Source organism: Pseudomonas sp. Z5-35 (assembly GCF_051131945.1).
GTDB classification, from domain to species: Bacteria; Pseudomonadota; Gammaproteobacteria; order Pseudomonadales; family Pseudomonadaceae; genus Aquipseudomonas; species Aquipseudomonas marvdashtae.
In genome coordinates this window covers 5,204,714-5,218,327 of record NZ_CP071640.1, presented here as the reverse complement: position 1 = coordinate 5,218,327, position 13,614 = coordinate 5,204,714, and the positions used below count along the sequence as shown (strand labels likewise).

The 13,614-nt window shown below is 59.1% G+C and carries 14 protein-coding genes and 1 tRNA gene; 6 read left to right on the top strand and 9 right to left on the bottom strand.

Features of this window, described 5'->3' with window-relative positions; all coding sequences use genetic code 11:
• Positions 1 to 49: 49 nt before the first annotated feature.
• The 8 genes from J3P95_RS23785 to panM form a co-directional block, all read right to left on the bottom strand.
• Positions 50 to 1,147, bottom strand: coding sequence for a PDDEXK nuclease domain-containing protein (locus J3P95_RS23785; protein ID WP_434579492.1), 1,098 nt, complete (start codon positions 1,145 to 1,147; stop codon positions 50 to 52).
• 198 nt (positions 1,148 to 1,345) lie between these two features.
• Positions 1,346 to 1,753 (bottom strand): hypothetical protein, encoded by a 408-nt coding sequence (locus tag J3P95_RS23780; RefSeq protein ID WP_434579493.1) that lies wholly within the window; start codon positions 1,751 to 1,753, stop codon positions 1,346 to 1,348.
• Positions 1,754 to 1,817: 64 nt separating this feature from the next.
• Complete coding sequence (locus tag J3P95_RS23775; protein WP_434559206.1) at positions 1,818 to 2,147, bottom strand: DHCW motif cupin fold protein; 330 nt, start codon at positions 2,145 to 2,147, stop codon at positions 1,818 to 1,820.
• A gap of 118 nt (positions 2,148 to 2,265) precedes the next feature.
• Positions 2,266 to 2,341 (bottom strand) — tRNA-Phe (locus J3P95_RS23770).
• Positions 2,342 to 2,443: 102 nt separating this feature from the next.
• The gene (locus J3P95_RS23765; RefSeq protein WP_003186755.1) at positions 2,444 to 2,716 is read right to left on the bottom strand and encodes an oxidative damage protection protein; all 273 of its coding nucleotides are present in this window, start codon (positions 2,714 to 2,716) and stop codon (positions 2,444 to 2,446) included.
• Positions 2,713 to 3,780 (bottom strand): A/G-specific adenine glycosylase, encoded by a 1,068-nt coding sequence (gene mutY, locus J3P95_RS23760; protein WP_434579494.1) that lies wholly within the window; start codon positions 3,778 to 3,780, stop codon positions 2,713 to 2,715. Before mutY ends, J3P95_RS23765 begins: the two co-directional genes overlap by 4 nt.
• Complete coding sequence (locus J3P95_RS23755) at positions 3,777 to 6,002, bottom strand: AsmA family protein (RefSeq protein WP_434579495.1); 2,226 nt, start codon at positions 6,000 to 6,002, stop codon at positions 3,777 to 3,779. Before J3P95_RS23755 ends, mutY begins: the two co-directional genes overlap by 4 nt.
• Before the next feature lie 111 nt (positions 6,003 to 6,113).
• Positions 6,114 to 6,512 carry an aspartate 1-decarboxylase autocleavage activator PanM gene (gene panM / locus J3P95_RS23750; protein ID WP_434579496.1) on the bottom strand — a complete coding sequence of 133 codons (399 nt, stop codon included), beginning with the start codon at positions 6,510 to 6,512 and terminating at the stop codon, positions 6,114 to 6,116.
• Positions 6,513 to 6,773: 261 nt separating this feature from the next.
• Between panM and J3P95_RS23745 the strand changes: the two genes are divergently transcribed.
• From J3P95_RS23745 to hisF, 6 genes are all read left to right on the top strand, one after another.
• Positions 6,774 to 8,435 carry an OFA family MFS transporter gene (locus J3P95_RS23745; protein WP_434559198.1) on the top strand — a complete coding sequence of 554 codons (1,662 nt, stop codon included), beginning with the start codon at positions 6,774 to 6,776 and terminating at the stop codon, positions 8,433 to 8,435.
• Between the two features lie 278 nt (positions 8,436 to 8,713).
• A complete protein-coding gene (gene hisB, locus J3P95_RS23740) occupies positions 8,714 to 9,307 on the top strand; it encodes an imidazoleglycerol-phosphate dehydratase HisB (protein ID WP_003186751.1) in 594 nt (197 codons plus the stop codon).
• Positions 9,307 to 9,945: an imidazole glycerol phosphate synthase subunit HisH gene (gene hisH / locus J3P95_RS23735; protein WP_434559196.1), complete on the top strand. Its 639-nt coding sequence runs from the start codon at positions 9,307 to 9,309 to the stop codon at positions 9,943 to 9,945. The genes hisB and hisH overlap by 1 nt, the downstream gene beginning before the upstream one ends.
• Positions 9,945 to 10,199 carry a DUF2164 domain-containing protein gene (locus J3P95_RS23730; protein ID WP_003186749.1) on the top strand — a complete coding sequence of 85 codons (255 nt, stop codon included), beginning with the start codon at positions 9,945 to 9,947 and terminating at the stop codon, positions 10,197 to 10,199. Before hisH ends, J3P95_RS23730 begins: the two co-directional genes overlap by 1 nt.
• Positions 10,200 to 10,298: 99 nt before the next feature.
• The gene (gene hisA / locus J3P95_RS23725) at positions 10,299 to 11,048 is read left to right on the top strand and encodes a 1-(5-phosphoribosyl)-5-[(5-phosphoribosylamino)methylideneamino]imidazole-4-carboxamide isomerase (protein ID WP_434559194.1); all 750 of its coding nucleotides are present in this window, start codon (positions 10,299 to 10,301) and stop codon (positions 11,046 to 11,048) included.
• 76 nt (positions 11,049 to 11,124) lie between these two features.
• The gene (hisF, locus tag J3P95_RS23720) at positions 11,125 to 11,895 is read left to right on the top strand and encodes an imidazole glycerol phosphate synthase subunit HisF (protein WP_047226901.1); all 771 of its coding nucleotides are present in this window, start codon (positions 11,125 to 11,127) and stop codon (positions 11,893 to 11,895) included.
• A gap of 2 nt (positions 11,896 to 11,897) precedes the next feature.
• Here the strand turns inward: hisF and J3P95_RS23715 are convergent, their stop codons facing one another.
• Entirely contained in the window at positions 11,898 to 13,445 is a 1,548-nt protein-coding gene (locus J3P95_RS23715; protein ID WP_434579497.1) for a trypsin-like serine peptidase, read from the bottom strand.
• Positions 13,446 to 13,614 lie beyond the last annotated feature (169 nt).

The following is a 13,614-nucleotide window of genomic DNA, read 5'->3' as shown; positions in this document are numbered from 1 at the left end:
AGGATAGAGCTCTTCGAATGAAGCGTTGCAGAAAAAAAGCGCATCAATCTTACACAGATTTCTTGGGCGGACGGTCGCCAATTGCTGGCTTTGTCGCGTCAGTTGTCTGGCTTGGTTGCCGTTCTTCAAGCCGTGCGCGCTCGCGATCGAGTTCTTTGCGCAGCTCTTCTTCGGTGGGAAGCACTAGTTTGTACTGGCTGGCGAACAGTTGTTCATTGCCCTGCAACACTGAGTAACGTACCACTGACTCATCCTTCTGGGCGCAGAGAATGATGCCTACGGTGGGTTTGTCGTCGGGGCCGCGCTTGAGGTCATCGTAGAGGCGCACATACATGTCCATCTGGCCGATGTCCTGGTGGGTCAGCTCGCCACGCTTGAGGTCGACGATGACAAAGCACTTGAGCACATAGTTATAGAAAACCAGGTCGAGGTAGAAATCTTTGCTTTCGGTGCTGATGCGCTGTTGACGGGCTATGAAGGCGAAGCCTTTCCCCAATTCAAGGAGGAAGCCCTGCAGTTGATTGATCAGGGCTTGTTCAAGATCGGTTTCCTGCAATATGCCGGCGTTTGGCAGCCCTAGAAACTCAAGGACCACCGGGTCCCTGACTATGTCTCTAGGACCAAGATCAAGTTTCTCGATATTGGTAAAAGCTTCCTGCTCCACGGCAGGCCGGTCGCGGCTTGCCAGGAGGCGTTCGTAATAGAAGGTGCCGATTTGACGTTCCAGTGCTCGGGTCGACCAGTTTTGGGCGGCGGCTTCGTTCATGTACCAATGGCGGGTGTTGTCGAGCTCTACCCGCAGAAGGGTACGGTAATGAGTCCAGCTCAATTCGGTACGCACTGCGTTCCAAATTGGGAATTTTTGATAGAAATCACGCATGTGCCGCAGATTGCGCTCATCAAACCCTTTCCCAAATCTCGCCGTAAGCACCTTCGCCAAAGACGGTAGCAGCCGTGCTCCGTAAGCCGCCCGTTCGGCACCGCCTTGCTCGAATTCGACGATGTGTCGACCGATCTGCCAGCAGGTCTGTACCTGGAGCGTATCGACGGCACGCAGAACTTTCTGGCGTGCCTGGCGGATCAACTCGCCCAGTTCATTGATCAAGGGGGCGAGCTGTGGATCATCTTGGGGCAGCGTTGGCGTCATCGAAATGTCCGGTCGTCGAAGGGAGTGGACCAAAGCATGCCGCAAAGGAAGTTTCGATGATGCCGGACGGCGCTGATAGGTTGGAGGGAAAAAGACCTGGTTTATGCAGGATGGGTATGACGCCGTTGCATGTTGGTTGACCTTGGCTTGTAGGAACTCTCCCCACAAGCTGTCAGCCGTCGCAAGCCCGACGTGACGTCAGGCTTGGCCTTGCGCCAGCGCCTGGGATGCAGCCACATAATCAGCCTGGAACTGCTTGCTCTCGACCCAGTCCAGTGCGGTCTGCTCGTCGACACCCTTGGTCATCTGGCGATACTCGATCAGGGCCGTAATGATGAAGTCAGTGGCGCCTTCCTCGCCTTCCTGTTCCAGCACCAACTCCAGCAGCGGATGCCCCAGGAAGGCCGTGCACATGGCCTGCTGGCTGGTCTTTTCCGCAGCGCTCATGAGCTGGAACAGGTCCGATAAATCCACGGTTTCCAGGTCGATGCGCTCATCGTTCGGGTCGAGGAACTGCTCAGGCGCAGCGGCGCGTTGAATCCTGTTCTGCTTGGCTTTCGCCTTGGCGCGCTGGTTTCGCTTCTGTTGTTTGTTGACCGATGCCATGGGTCGGTTCCTTGCTGGAAAATAAGGCCATCTATCCTACAGCTTCAAGGTGATCGCTTCGATCTCAATCCACCACGAACAAGGTGGCGCCAAGAGAGGTTGAAGAGCGATGGGGCTCGGCCTTGTCAGCCACCTGATAGCTCATGCCTGGCTTGAGCAAGAATTGTCGGCCGTCTTCGAGTTCAGTGTTCAATTCACCCTTGAGGCAAAACAGGATGTGGCCCTTGGTGCACCAATGGTCAGCCAGATAACCCGCCGTGTATTCCACCATTCGCACCCGAATGCTGCCGAAATGCTGCGTGCGCCAGTAGGCGGTTCCGGTAATGCCTTGGTGTTCGGTGGGCTCGATGGTTGACCAGTCGGTGGTGCCGAAGGGGATGCCGGTGATGTCCATGACGACTCGTTTGCAGGAGTAGGGGAGCGGACGAATGTAGCTGAGTCGACGAGGCCCGGGAAGAAAATCCCAGGCAATAAAAAACCCGATCAATTTCTTGATCGGGTTTTTCGGTATTTGGTGCCCAGAGACGGAATCGAACCGCCGACACGGGGATTTTCAATCCCCTGCTCTACCGACTGAGCTATCTGGGCAACGGGGCGCATTAAACGGGTTTTTCAGGGGGGCGTCAAGCAAGTTATCAAAAAATATTTAACTATTACCGTCGCTTACGATCCGCTCCCGCTCCGGACAGCTTATTCGGAGGGCGGCACGTAGCCTTCGGCCTTGGCGTATTCTTCGCCGGAAAAGAACTTGTCCATCTCGCCCTGGAGATACTTTCGGTCCTCGGCGTTCATCATGTTCAAGCGTTTTTCATTGATCAGCAGCGTCTGGTGTTTTTGCCAGTCGCCCCAGGCCTTGGCCGAGACGTTGTCGTAGATGTCCTGGCCCTTGGCGCCGGGAAATGGCGCACGTTCCAGGCCTTCCAGTTGTTCTTTGTACTTGCGGCACATGATGGTGCGGGTCATTGCGATTCTCCTGCGTTCAATACGGCGGCCGCGCGTGCGAGCAAGGTTTTGACCGGAGCGGCGAGGCCCAGGCGCGGCGGGGTGGCGAGGTTATACCAGAGCCAGTCGGCCTCGGCCACGTGGTGGCCGGTTTGCTGGACCCGGACCAGCCAGGGTTCGATTGCCAACTGGAAGTGACTGAAGGTGTGCACCAGGTTCGGCATTTCCTGCTGCTGGCCCAGCTCCAACGCGTGTTGCGATGCCAGGTGTTGCAGATCATCCAGGTCGTCGAGTTCCGGCAGGCTCCACAAGCCACCCCACAAACCAGTGGAAGGGCGACGGTAAAGCAAGATAGCCCCTTCGCGGTTGGCCAGCATTGGCATCAAGGTGCGTTTCTTGGGTACTTCCTTGCGCGGCTTGGGAATTGGATAGCGGGTTTCCAGGCCCAGCATGTGCGCCTCGCAGCCTTGGTTCAGCGGGCAGAGCAGGCAACTGGGTTTGCTGCGGGTACAGAGCGTGGCGCCCAGGTCCATCATCGCCTGGGTGTAGGCGTTGACCCGATCTTGCGGAGTGAAACGCTCGGCGGCGGCCCACAGCTGTTTCGCAACCTTCGGCTCACCCGGGTAGCCTTCCTGGGCCGTGAAGCGCGCCAGCACTCGCTTGACATTGCCATCGAGGATCGGCGCCCGCAGGCCCATGCTGATGCTGGCAATTGCACCTGCGGTCGAGAGACCGATCCCGGGCAGTTCGGTAAGCTTCTCAACGTCCCGGGGAAATTCGCCGCCATATTGCTCGACGACGATCTTCGCGGTTTTCTGCAGATTGCGCGCGCGGGTGTAGTAACCCAGTCCCGTCCACAGGTGCAGTACTTCATCCTCCGGCGCGGCCGCGAGAGCCTGGACGGTGGGCAGGGACGCCATGAACCGGTCAAAATAATTGAGCACGGTGCTCACTTGGGTCTGTTGCAACATGATTTCCGAAACCCACACCCGATAAGGGTTGATGCCCTGTTGCCAGGGCAGGTCGTGGCGTCCGTGGCGGTCGAACCAGTCCAGTACCGCGATGGAGAACTGCTCAGATGTCATCGCTTGAACAGCCCCTTGAGCGCGTCTTTTAGCTCGGGGCTGACCTTGTCGCCCAGCTTCTCGTCGATTTTGTCGCCGAGGCGGTCGCCGGCCAGTTTCGCTGCGACTTTGCCCAGGCCATCGTTGTCCAGTCGACAGGCCTTCGCACCCAGCTCCAGCGGGCCGCGGCAGCGCAACGGCCATTCGACGTCGACGTAGCGCTCGTTGACTTGGCAGGCCGGATCGGGCATGTCGCTCTTGTCGCCTTCGACGATGACGCCGACGCGGTAGTCCATGCCCAGCACTCGCAAGTCGATATCGCCGTTGCCGTTGACGGTCATGCCGGGAATGCGCACTTTAAGGTCCGGGTTGCTTGCAACGCCGTTGTTAAAAGTGAGATTGCCGTTGAGCTGCTGGAATGGCGTGTCCTTGCCTCGCGGTTCGCCACTGAGGGACTTGCGGTTCAGCGTGGCGATGCCTTTGCACAGTTGCTGTTCAAGGTTGGCGTTGAGCAGCATGCCATCGTTGATGACGAACCCGGCTGTGCCGTTGAGGCTGTCGATCAGGGCTTTCTGGCTGTTGCCGCTGGCGGTCACGGCGCTGTTGAGCGTCACCAGGCCCTTGACGGGGGGATTCTTGCCCTGGCTTTCGATGATTTTTTCCGCCGGCACGCGATTGATGCGGGTTTGCAGGCTCAGCTGCGGCGTGGGCTGGCGTACGTCCAGGGTGCCCTTGGCTTCGAAGTTGCCGTTGTACAGATCGCCACGCAGGTTTTCCAAGGTCAGCAGGCCGCCTTGGCCGGTAGCCTTGAGGGCGGCATTCTGGATGGGCAGCTTGTCGAGGGTCAGCAGGCCGAAAGTCAGGTCGGCATCGACGTCCAGCTTGCTCAGGCGCTCCACCGGAAGGAGCCGGTCGTTGCTCCAGGCGCCTTGGGTCGGGGCGTTGGGCAACGGTGTGCTGCCGGCGCCGGCCATGGCGCTGGCCTCGGTGTGGCTGACCTCGGCCTCGCGGGCGGCCTTGGAGCTGTCGGCTTCGGCGGATTTTGGCGGCAGGTAGCGATCGACATTGAACGTGTCGGCCTTGAGCTGGGCACGCAGGGATTGCTTGGCGATATCCTCCACGGCTACGCGGCCGCTGAAATGGCTGTCGTCGATCTTGAAGTTGATGTCGTTGAGCTCGATGGTTGTTGGCGTGGCTGCAATGCGGCTTGCCAGTTCGACTTTGCTCAGGCTGCCTTCCGCCATGGCCGGCAGTGTCTGGCCGATGCTGTCGACGAACTTCGCCAAGTCGAACTGGGCGATCGAAATTCCACCGTTCAGTTGCGGTGTTTTGTCGAGGTCGTTGACTTTCAACTCGCCCAAGGCACGCAATTGATTGACAGACAGCTTGATGCCGGTCCATTCGGCGACGTTTGCAGCTTTATCGAGGAAGAGTTGCCCTTGTGCCGCGAAGCTCACGGTCTTGCCCTGCAGTGGATCGCCAGTGGCTTCGCCGGAAAGCTTCAGGTCTTCGAATCGATAGCGCTGCAAGGCACGTTCGAAGCGCAGCTCGCCAGTGACCTCGGTGCGCACGCGTACGGCAGGCTGGTTGCTGGACAGGAACGCCGTGAGGGTGACCGGGATGTTGGTGGAGTCATGGACCGGGCCGGTGCTCAGTTGGATGCTTTCGGCGGTGAACTGCTTGCCGGTCTGCTCGTCGGTGTATTCCACCCGGGCGTTGTTCACGGTCAGGCTGTCGATGTCCAGGCGGGTTGGCTGGGCCGGTTTCTCTGCCGGTGTGCTGGCAGGTGGAGTGGTTTGCTCGACCGGAGCCGGGGTGCCCGTGGTTGACGCCGAAGCGGGCGCCTTGCCGATGTCTTCCCAATTGCCGTGACCGTTCTTGTCGCGGTTCAGGCGCAGGTTCAAGCCTTCGACGCGGACATCGCTCATCTGCACCTCGCGGCGCAGCAGCGGCATTACCCGGACCGACAGCCCGAGCATTTGCAGGTCCGCGAAAGGTTGCGTAGGGCTGGCCAGGGTGGCGACGCTGGCGTCATGCAATTCCAGGCCCAGCCATGGGAACAGGCTCCAGCCAATGTCCCCATTGAGTGTCAGCTCGATGTGGGCTTTGTCACGGGCTATCTGGCGGATCTCTTCTTTATAGTCGTTGGGATCGAAGAGGTGGGTCAGGGCAAAGCCCAGGGCCACAATGATCAGCAACAGCCCGAGAAGTACCAGACCCAGGATTTTGCCGAACGCTTTCATGGGCGAATCCTTGTAGGTTGAGTTCAAATTTTGCCCGGGAGTATAACGTCCCGGGTTGCTGGCGCGTTGGCTGATCCGTCTTGCGGCAGACTTACTGCGCGTGGACAGGCGTCAGCGGATATCCAAGGTCAATTTCAGTTTCGCCGCCAATGCCTGCGCCTCCAGATGTCCTGCCGGTGCCAAAAGCCGAAGCTCTGCTTCATCTTGCTGGGCCATCCTTCGCGCTTCGCTCACCATTCGCTCGCCGACGCCACGGCGACGAGTGACGTTTCGCACGCACATTTGAGACAAGTACCAAGCGCCCTGGTGCCGTTGCAGGCGCGCGGCGCCGAGCAGTCGATCGTTGAAGCGCGCGGCGATCAACGTGCCGTCGTCCAGGCAACGGTCGATCAGTTGTCCGGCGTCACTGAAAGGTTCGAACAGCCAGGCCGGGGCATCCCGGTAGATTTTCTGCAGGTCTTGCAGGTCCTGACCAGTGGCGTCATTCAGGTGCTCGACAACGATGGGCATGGAAATTCCTGAAAAATAAATGAATTTTGCCCTACAGAAAGCGAGCAGAGGCGCGATAAGACGAGTAACAGAAAAAAGGTGATAGCACTTTGGCTTTTCTGTCACGAGCAAATGGTAACCTTTGTCAGTTCGCCCGTCCTTCTGTGACGTAATGTCGCACTAAAATGGAGCTTCACCACAAAATACAGCCATGCCTGCGTGCAATGGAGGCTGAGGGTGATGCATGGCTGGCGAACCATTCCAATAACTGGGGGATTCACAATGAGCACGAGCATCACGGCAGGCGGCGTTGCCGACCAGCCAGCGTTCCTCTCCAAGGAACGCATCATCGCCAAGCCGGGCTTCAACCGGTGGCTGGTTCCACCGGCCGCATTGGCCATTCACCTCTGCATCGGCATGGCCTACGGCTTTTCGGTGTTCTGGTTGCCACTGTCCAAGGCCTTGGGTGTCACCAAGCCGGTGGCCTGTGCACCGGACATGAGCTTCATCGCGCAAATCTTCTCGTCCCAATGCGACTGGCCGATCTCGATGCTCGGCTGGATCTACACGCTGTTCTTCATCTTCCTGGGTTGCTCGGCAGCCATCTGGGGTGGCTGGCTTGAACACGCCGGGCCACGCAAGGCTGGCGTTGTATCAGCATTGTGCTGGTGCGGTGGCTTGCTGATTTCCGCGTTGGGTATCTATACCCACCAGATCTGGCTGATGTGGGTCGGCTCTGGTGTCATCGGCGGTATCGGCCTGGGCCTGGGCTACATTTCCCCGGTCTCGACCCTGATCAAGTGGTTCCCGGACAAGCGCGGCATGGCGACTGGCATGGCGATCATGGGTTTTGGCGGTGGCGCGATGGTGGGTGCTCCACTGGCTGCGGCGCTGATGAGCCATTTCGCTTCGCCAACTGAAGTGGGCGTATGGCAGAGCTTCCTGGTCATGGCCGCGATCTACTTCGTGTTCATGATCGGTGGCGCCCTGTCGTACCGCGTTCCGCCGACCGGCTGGAAGCCTGAAGGCTGGGCGCCGGCGCCGAAAAAAGCCGCGAACGCAATGATCACCCATCGCCACGTTCACGTGAACACTGCCTGGAAAACCCCGCAGTTCCGTCTGGTATGGCTGGTGCTGTGCCTGAACGTATCTGCCGGTATCGGCATCATCGGCATGGCATCGCCACTGTTGCAGGAAGTGTTCGGCGGCAAATTGCTCGGCAATGACCTACCTTTCGGTCAGCTGGACGCTGCGCAACTGGGCCAGATCGCGGCCATCGCGGCCGGTTTCACTGGCCTGCTGAGCCTGTTCAACATCGGCGGCCGGTTCTTCTGGGCATCCTGCTCGGATTACCTGGGCCGTAAAAACACCTATTTCGTGTTCTTCGCCCTGGGCTTTGCCCTGTACGCGCTGATCCCGAACCTCGGTCACCTGGGCAGCGTCGCGCTGTTCGTGGCGGCGTTCTGCATCATCCTGTCGATGTACGGCGGCGGTTTCGCCACCGTGCCGGCCTACCTGGCGGACCTGTTCGGTACGCAAATGGTCGGTGCCATCCACGGTCGCCTGTTGACCGCGTGGGCGGCGGCAGGCGTGCTGGGTCCGGTACTGGTGAACTACCTGCGTGAATATCAGTTGAGCATCGGCGTTGAACGCGCCGCGGCCTATGACATCACCCTGTATATCCTCGCCGGCCTGCTGGTACTGGGCTTCCTGTGCAACCTGATGGTTCGCCCGGTCGCCGACAAATACTTCATGACCGACGCCGAACTGGCCGCCGAACAGGCGCTGGGCCATGACAAGGGCGCCGACAGCACCACTTCGCTGGAATGGAAAGCCGCACCGGGCACCAAGCCCCTGGCGATTGCCGCCTGGCTGGTGGTGGGCATTCCGTTGGCGTGGGGTGTGTGGGTGACCTTGCAGAAGACAGCGGTGTTGTTCCGCTAAGACAGTTGCCCTGACCATAACGTCAGGGCAACCCTTGTGGGGGCGGGCTTGCTCGCGATAACGGAGTTTCAGTCGACATCAGTCTGCTGGCCCCCGTTATCGGGAGCGAGCTCCGCTCCCACTGTCGTTTTGGGCGATGGCATAAACCTGTATGGACATGTCTAACGCCGACGGCACCGAATTCAGCCCGTCACCGATGTCACCTCTTGTGTTTCTGTTTGCCGCTCGCGCCCCTATAATGGCTGCCTTTTTCGCCCAATGATTTTGCGGAGCTGGTGATGGCCGAACGTAAGGCGTCTGTCGAGCGCGACACCCTGGAAACCCAGATCAAAGCCTCGATCAACCTGGATGGCACCGGAAAGGCCCGATTTGATATCGGCGTGCCTTTTCTTGAGCACATGCTCGACCAGATCGCCCGTCACGGGCTGATCGACCTGGACATCGTCAGCAAGGGCGACCTGCATATCGACGACCACCACACGGTGGAAGATGTCGGTATCACTTTGGGCCAGGCCTTTACCAAGGCCATCGGCGACAAGAAGGGCATCCGCCGCTATGGCCATGCCTACGTGCCGCTCGATGAGGCGCTGTCGCGCGTGGTCATCGACTTCTCCGGCCGCCCTGGCCTGCAAATGCACGTGCCGTACACCCGCGCTACCGTCGGCGGCTTCGACGTTGACCTGTTCCAGGAATTTTTCCAGGGCTTCGTCAACCATGCCAACGTGACCCTGCACATCGACAACCTGCGCGGGCACAACACCCACCACCAGATCGAAACCGTGTTCAAGGCGTTCGGCCGCGCGCTGCGCATGGCCGTCGAGCTCGATGACCGCATGGCCGGCCAGATGCCTTCCACCAAGGGCGTCCTGTAATGCAGACGGTCGCGGTTATCGACTACGGCATGGGCAACCTGCATTCGGTGGCCAAGGCCCTCGAGCACGTGGGCGCCGGCAAGGTGCTGATCACCAGCGATGCCGACGTGATTCGCGAAGCCGACCGGGTGGTGTTCCCCGGCGTTGGTGCGATTCGCGATTGCATGGCCGAAATTCGTCGCCTGGGCTTCGACAAGCTGGTGCACGAAGTCAGCCAGGACCGTCCGTTCCTCGGCATCTGCGTGGGCATGCAAGCCTTGCTCGAGCGCAGCGAAGAGAACGACGGTGTCGATTGCATCTCCCTGTTCCCCGGCCAGGTGAAGTTTTTCGGCAAGGGTTTGCATGAAGACGGCGAGCATTTGAAAGTCCCGCACATGGGCTGGAACGAAGTGAAACAGGCGGTTGATCATCCGCTGTGGCACAACATTCCGGACCTGGCGCGCTTCTATTTCGTGCACAGCTACTACATCGCCGCCGGCAGTGCGCGGCAGGTGGTGGGCAGCGGCCACTATGGCATCGATTTCGCCGCGGCCCTGGCCGATGGTTCGCGCTTCGCCGTGCAGTTCCACCCGGAGAAGAGCCATACCCATGGTCTGCAACTGTTGCAGAACTTCGCGGCATGGGACGGGCGCTGGTAATGGCGCGCAAGAAACCGCCAATCCTCACCCTCACGCCCGAGCAGGAGAGTGAGGCGAACCGCAAGATCCAGCGGTTCATGGAGGAGCGTTTCGAGCTGGACCTGGGTTCATTCGAAGCGGCGGAAATTCTTGACCTGTTTACCCGCGAAATTGCTCCGCACTATTACAACAGGGCGATTTTCGATGTGCAGACGCACCTTAAAGAAAGGTTCGAAAGCATTGAAAGCGACTTGTGGGCGCTTGAGAAGAATTAGAGCAGCGGCAAGCTTCAAGCTTGAAGCTGCAAGTATTGAAACGCGTGCCTGCTTGCCGCTTATGGCTTGCAGCTTGCAGCTCTTTGACGAAGGAAAAGCATGCTAATTATCCCCGCTATCGATCTCAAGGACGGCGCTTGCGTACGTCTGCGTCAGGGCCGCATGGAAGACTCCACGGTGTTTTCCGATGACCCGGTGAGCATGGCCGCCAAGTGGGTGGAGGGCGGCTGCCGTCGCCTGCATCTGGTCGACCTGAACGGCGCCTTCGAAGGGCAGCCGGTCAATGGCGAAGTGGTCACGGCCATTGCCAAGCGTTACCCGAACCTGCCGATCCAAATCGGCGGCGGCATTCGCTCGCTGGAAACCATCGAGCACTACGTCAAGGCCGGCGTGAGCTATGTGATTATCGGCACCAAGGCTGTGAAAGACCCGGCCTTCGTCGCCGAGGCCTGCCGCGCCTTCCCGGGCAAGGTCATCGTCGGCCTCGACGCCAAGGACGGTTTTGTCGCCACCGACGGCTGGGCTGAAGTCAGCACCGTGCAGGTGATCGACCTGGCCAAGCGTTTCGAAGCCGACGGCGTGTCCGCCATCGTCTACACCGATATTGCCAAAGACGGCATGATGCAGGGCTGCAATGTCCCGTTCACCGCTGCCCTGGCCGCCGCCACCAAGATCCCGGTGATCGCCTCTGGCGGCATCCACAACTTGGGCGACATCAAGGCACTGCTCGACGCCAAGGCGCCAGGCATCATCGGTGCGATCACGGGCCGCGCGATTTATGAGGGCACGCTGGATGTGGCAGAAGCCCAAGCTTTATGTGATGGCTATGCGGCCAGCTCTAAGCAATAAGCCGCAAGCTGCAAGTTGAAGCGCGACCGCATCCGCTTTTTCTTGCAGCTTGAAGCTTGCAACTCGAGGACTAACCATGGCATTAGCAAAACGCATCATTCCCTGCCTCGATGTGGACAACGGTCGGGTGGTCAAGGGCGTCAAGTTCGAGAACATCCGTGATGCCGGCGACCCGGTGGAAATCGCCCGCCGCTACGACGAGCAAGGTGCGGACGAGATTACCTTCCTCGACATCACGGCCAGCGTCGATGGTCGCGACACCACGTTGCATACCGTCGAGCGCATGGCCAGCCAGGTGTTCATCCCGCTGACCGTGGGCGGTGGCGTACGCACCGTGCAGGACATCCGCAACCTGCTCAATGCCGGCGCGGACAAGGTGTCGATCAACACCGCGGCGGTGTTCAACCCGGAATTCGTCGGCGAGGCGGCCCAGCGCTTCGGTTCGCAGTGCATCGTCGTGGCCATTGATGCGAAGAAGGTCTCCGGCCCGGGCGAAACCCCGCGCTGGGAGATCTTCACTCACGGCGGGCGCAAACCCACAGGCCTCGACGCTGTTGAATGGGCGAAGAAGATGGAAGGCCTGGGTGCCGGTGAAATCCTGCTGACCAGCATGGACCAGGACGGCATGAAAAACGGCTTCGACCTAGGTGTGACTCGCGCCATCAGCGATGCCTTGGGCATCCCGGTGATCGCTTCCGGCGGCGTCGGCAACCTGCAGCACCTGGCCGACGGCATCCTGGAAGGCCATGCCAGTGCAGTGCTGGCGGCGAGCATTTTCCACTTTGGCGAATACACCGTGCCGGAAGCCAAGGCATATATGGCCCAGCGCGGTATTGTCATTCGATAGGTTCAATGCTCGGTCTGTAAGCTATAGAGAGGCTGCGATGTGGAGGCGCTCAGCAGATCGATCCTTGGTTCCGACTCGTTTCCCGAGCGGTCGCGAGCGACGCTGCAAAACTTGATTGGCAAGGGTGTACCTGCCATTTCGACAAACAAGGTTGGGGCGAAGTTGTATCCCTCCTTCTTTGAACAATCCGTTGTATCCGGTGGGCCGAATTTATAGACGTAGATTCGGTCCGGCTCTTCGTTGCTTGCAAGACTCACCGTAAGTCCTTGGAACGATAGCGCGGGTTTCGTTGCCGGCGCGCCACCGAGGATTTGCACGGGAAGCGAAAGCGCATTGCTCATCAGCCCGATTGAAGGGCGCTGAGCGGGTGAATCAACGCCGATAATGCAAAGAAAGTAATACCCCGGCTCGGTGCCGATGGGTGTGTCGATAAACGCATCTTTGGCGCCTTGAGCATTTTTAGCATTTATCGCACCGCTGTATTTGCGGGGCTTTTCGCAATCTTTGGCGGTGCGAACAGTTGCGTAGCGATAAAAGGGGGTATCGATGGAGAAGCGATAGTCCCATGTCGGTGTTTCGAGGGTTCCGTCCTCGTGCCTGTTGGGTTTTTGAAGTTTTGTTGGTTTATCCTGATCAGCGCTGATGATTGTAAATGCTGGAAAGAGCGCGCAGGACAGTGTTCCGTGATCGATCAGGCGGCCTTGTTCGAAACAGTCATTGAGGAACCCCGTTGGAATTCCGAACACATCTCCAGGCGTGGCCCTATAAACGCCGTCGATCGGCGTGCACGGCGCATTGGTGCGGCAGGTGGAGCTAAGGTCTTGCGCCTTGAGCGTTATATTCACAATGCCAACTATCTCGTTGGAATGACGGTCAAGAACCGGGCCCCCGGAACTGCCGCCAGCGATGTCCTTACAGCGAGTCATCAAAGTGCTACGCCATACCCATCGGTTGGCTACCACCTCTTTGGCGGGTTGCAAGGTACAGGCCGCCATGCGCAATGTTGACGCAAATGTCTCTTGGTTGAAGAAGCCGCGCGGAGCGGTCACGGTCAATACATCTGTTCCGCTGGCCGGCAGTTGTCGGGCCAGTTTCAAGGGCTGTATTGCGTCCTGGATCAGTGTTTGAAGAGTGTCTTCCAATTCGATGATTGCCAGATCCACGCCGTGCATGCTCCGCCAGGCTACTGTTTTCATGGTGTAGTCTTTGGTAGCGGTGTCACTGAACAGGTTGAATCGCAAGACACCCCACTCAGGTCGATCGGTCACGATGTTGCCGTAGGTGAGTTCAATGCAATGTCCAGCGGTAAGCACGTAGGCGGGGGTGTGGCCGGTTACGGAGGCGTCTCGGGTGTCAAGCAGCGTTGCGGTGCAATTATGTGTGGTCAATCGTCCGATGCCTGTCCAGTGGTTACGAGTCCCGTCAGCATTTTCCAAAAGTATTGAGTCCGTGAAGTTCTGCAGGTGTTCTCCGTAGTCCTTGCTATGTGCAGTGCCATGAATGGCAATCGAGCACAGCGCGCCAAACAAGAAAAGAGCGGTTGTTTTCATCGAGCGGTACCTGTGAACAGTTGAATAGAGCCGGCGTTGGCCGGCGCAGTCAATTAATCAGGTACGGTCGAATGCCTGGCGGTAACTAATTACCTCATCCGAGATGACGCTCGGTTCTACGCTGAACGGTTTTATGTCGGCGTAGCGAGGGGCGGTAGACAGGGGCGCG

Coding starts and splice junctions, on each gene's coding strand:
- J3P95_RS23785 (WP_434579492.1), bottom strand. CDS start 1,147: ATGACGCCAACGCTGCCCCAAGATGATCCACAGCTCGCCCCCTTGATC.
- J3P95_RS23780 (WP_434579493.1), bottom strand. CDS start 1,753: ATGGCATCGGTCAACAAACAACAGAAGCGAAACCAGCGCGCCAAGGCG.
- J3P95_RS23775 (WP_434559206.1), bottom strand. CDS start 2,147: ATGGACATCACCGGCATCCCCTTCGGCACCACCGACTGGTCAACCATC.
- J3P95_RS23765 (WP_003186755.1), bottom strand. CDS start 2,716: ATGACCCGCACCATCATGTGCCGCAAGTACAAAGAACAACTGGAAGGC.
- mutY (WP_434579494.1), bottom strand. CDS start 3,780: ATGACATCTGAGCAGTTCTCCATCGCGGTACTGGACTGGTTCGACCGC.
- J3P95_RS23755 (WP_434579495.1), bottom strand. CDS start 6,002: ATGAAAGCGTTCGGCAAAATCCTGGGTCTGGTACTTCTCGGGCTGTTG.
- panM (WP_434579496.1), bottom strand. CDS start 6,512: ATGCCCATCGTTGTCGAGCACCTGAATGACGCCACTGGTCAGGACCTG.
- J3P95_RS23745 (WP_434559198.1), top strand. CDS start 6,774: ATGAGCACGAGCATCACGGCAGGCGGCGTTGCCGACCAGCCAGCGTTC.
- hisB (WP_003186751.1), top strand. CDS start 8,714: ATGGCCGAACGTAAGGCGTCTGTCGAGCGCGACACCCTGGAAACCCAG.
- hisH (WP_434559196.1), top strand. CDS start 9,307: ATGCAGACGGTCGCGGTTATCGACTACGGCATGGGCAACCTGCATTCG.
- J3P95_RS23730 (WP_003186749.1), top strand. CDS start 9,945: ATGGCGCGCAAGAAACCGCCAATCCTCACCCTCACGCCCGAGCAGGAG.
- hisA (WP_434559194.1), top strand. CDS start 10,299: ATGCTAATTATCCCCGCTATCGATCTCAAGGACGGCGCTTGCGTACGT.
- hisF (WP_047226901.1), top strand. CDS start 11,125: ATGGCATTAGCAAAACGCATCATTCCCTGCCTCGATGTGGACAACGGT.
- J3P95_RS23715 (WP_434579497.1), bottom strand. CDS start 13,445: ATGAAAACAACCGCTCTTTTCTTGTTTGGCGCGCTGTGCTCGATTGCC.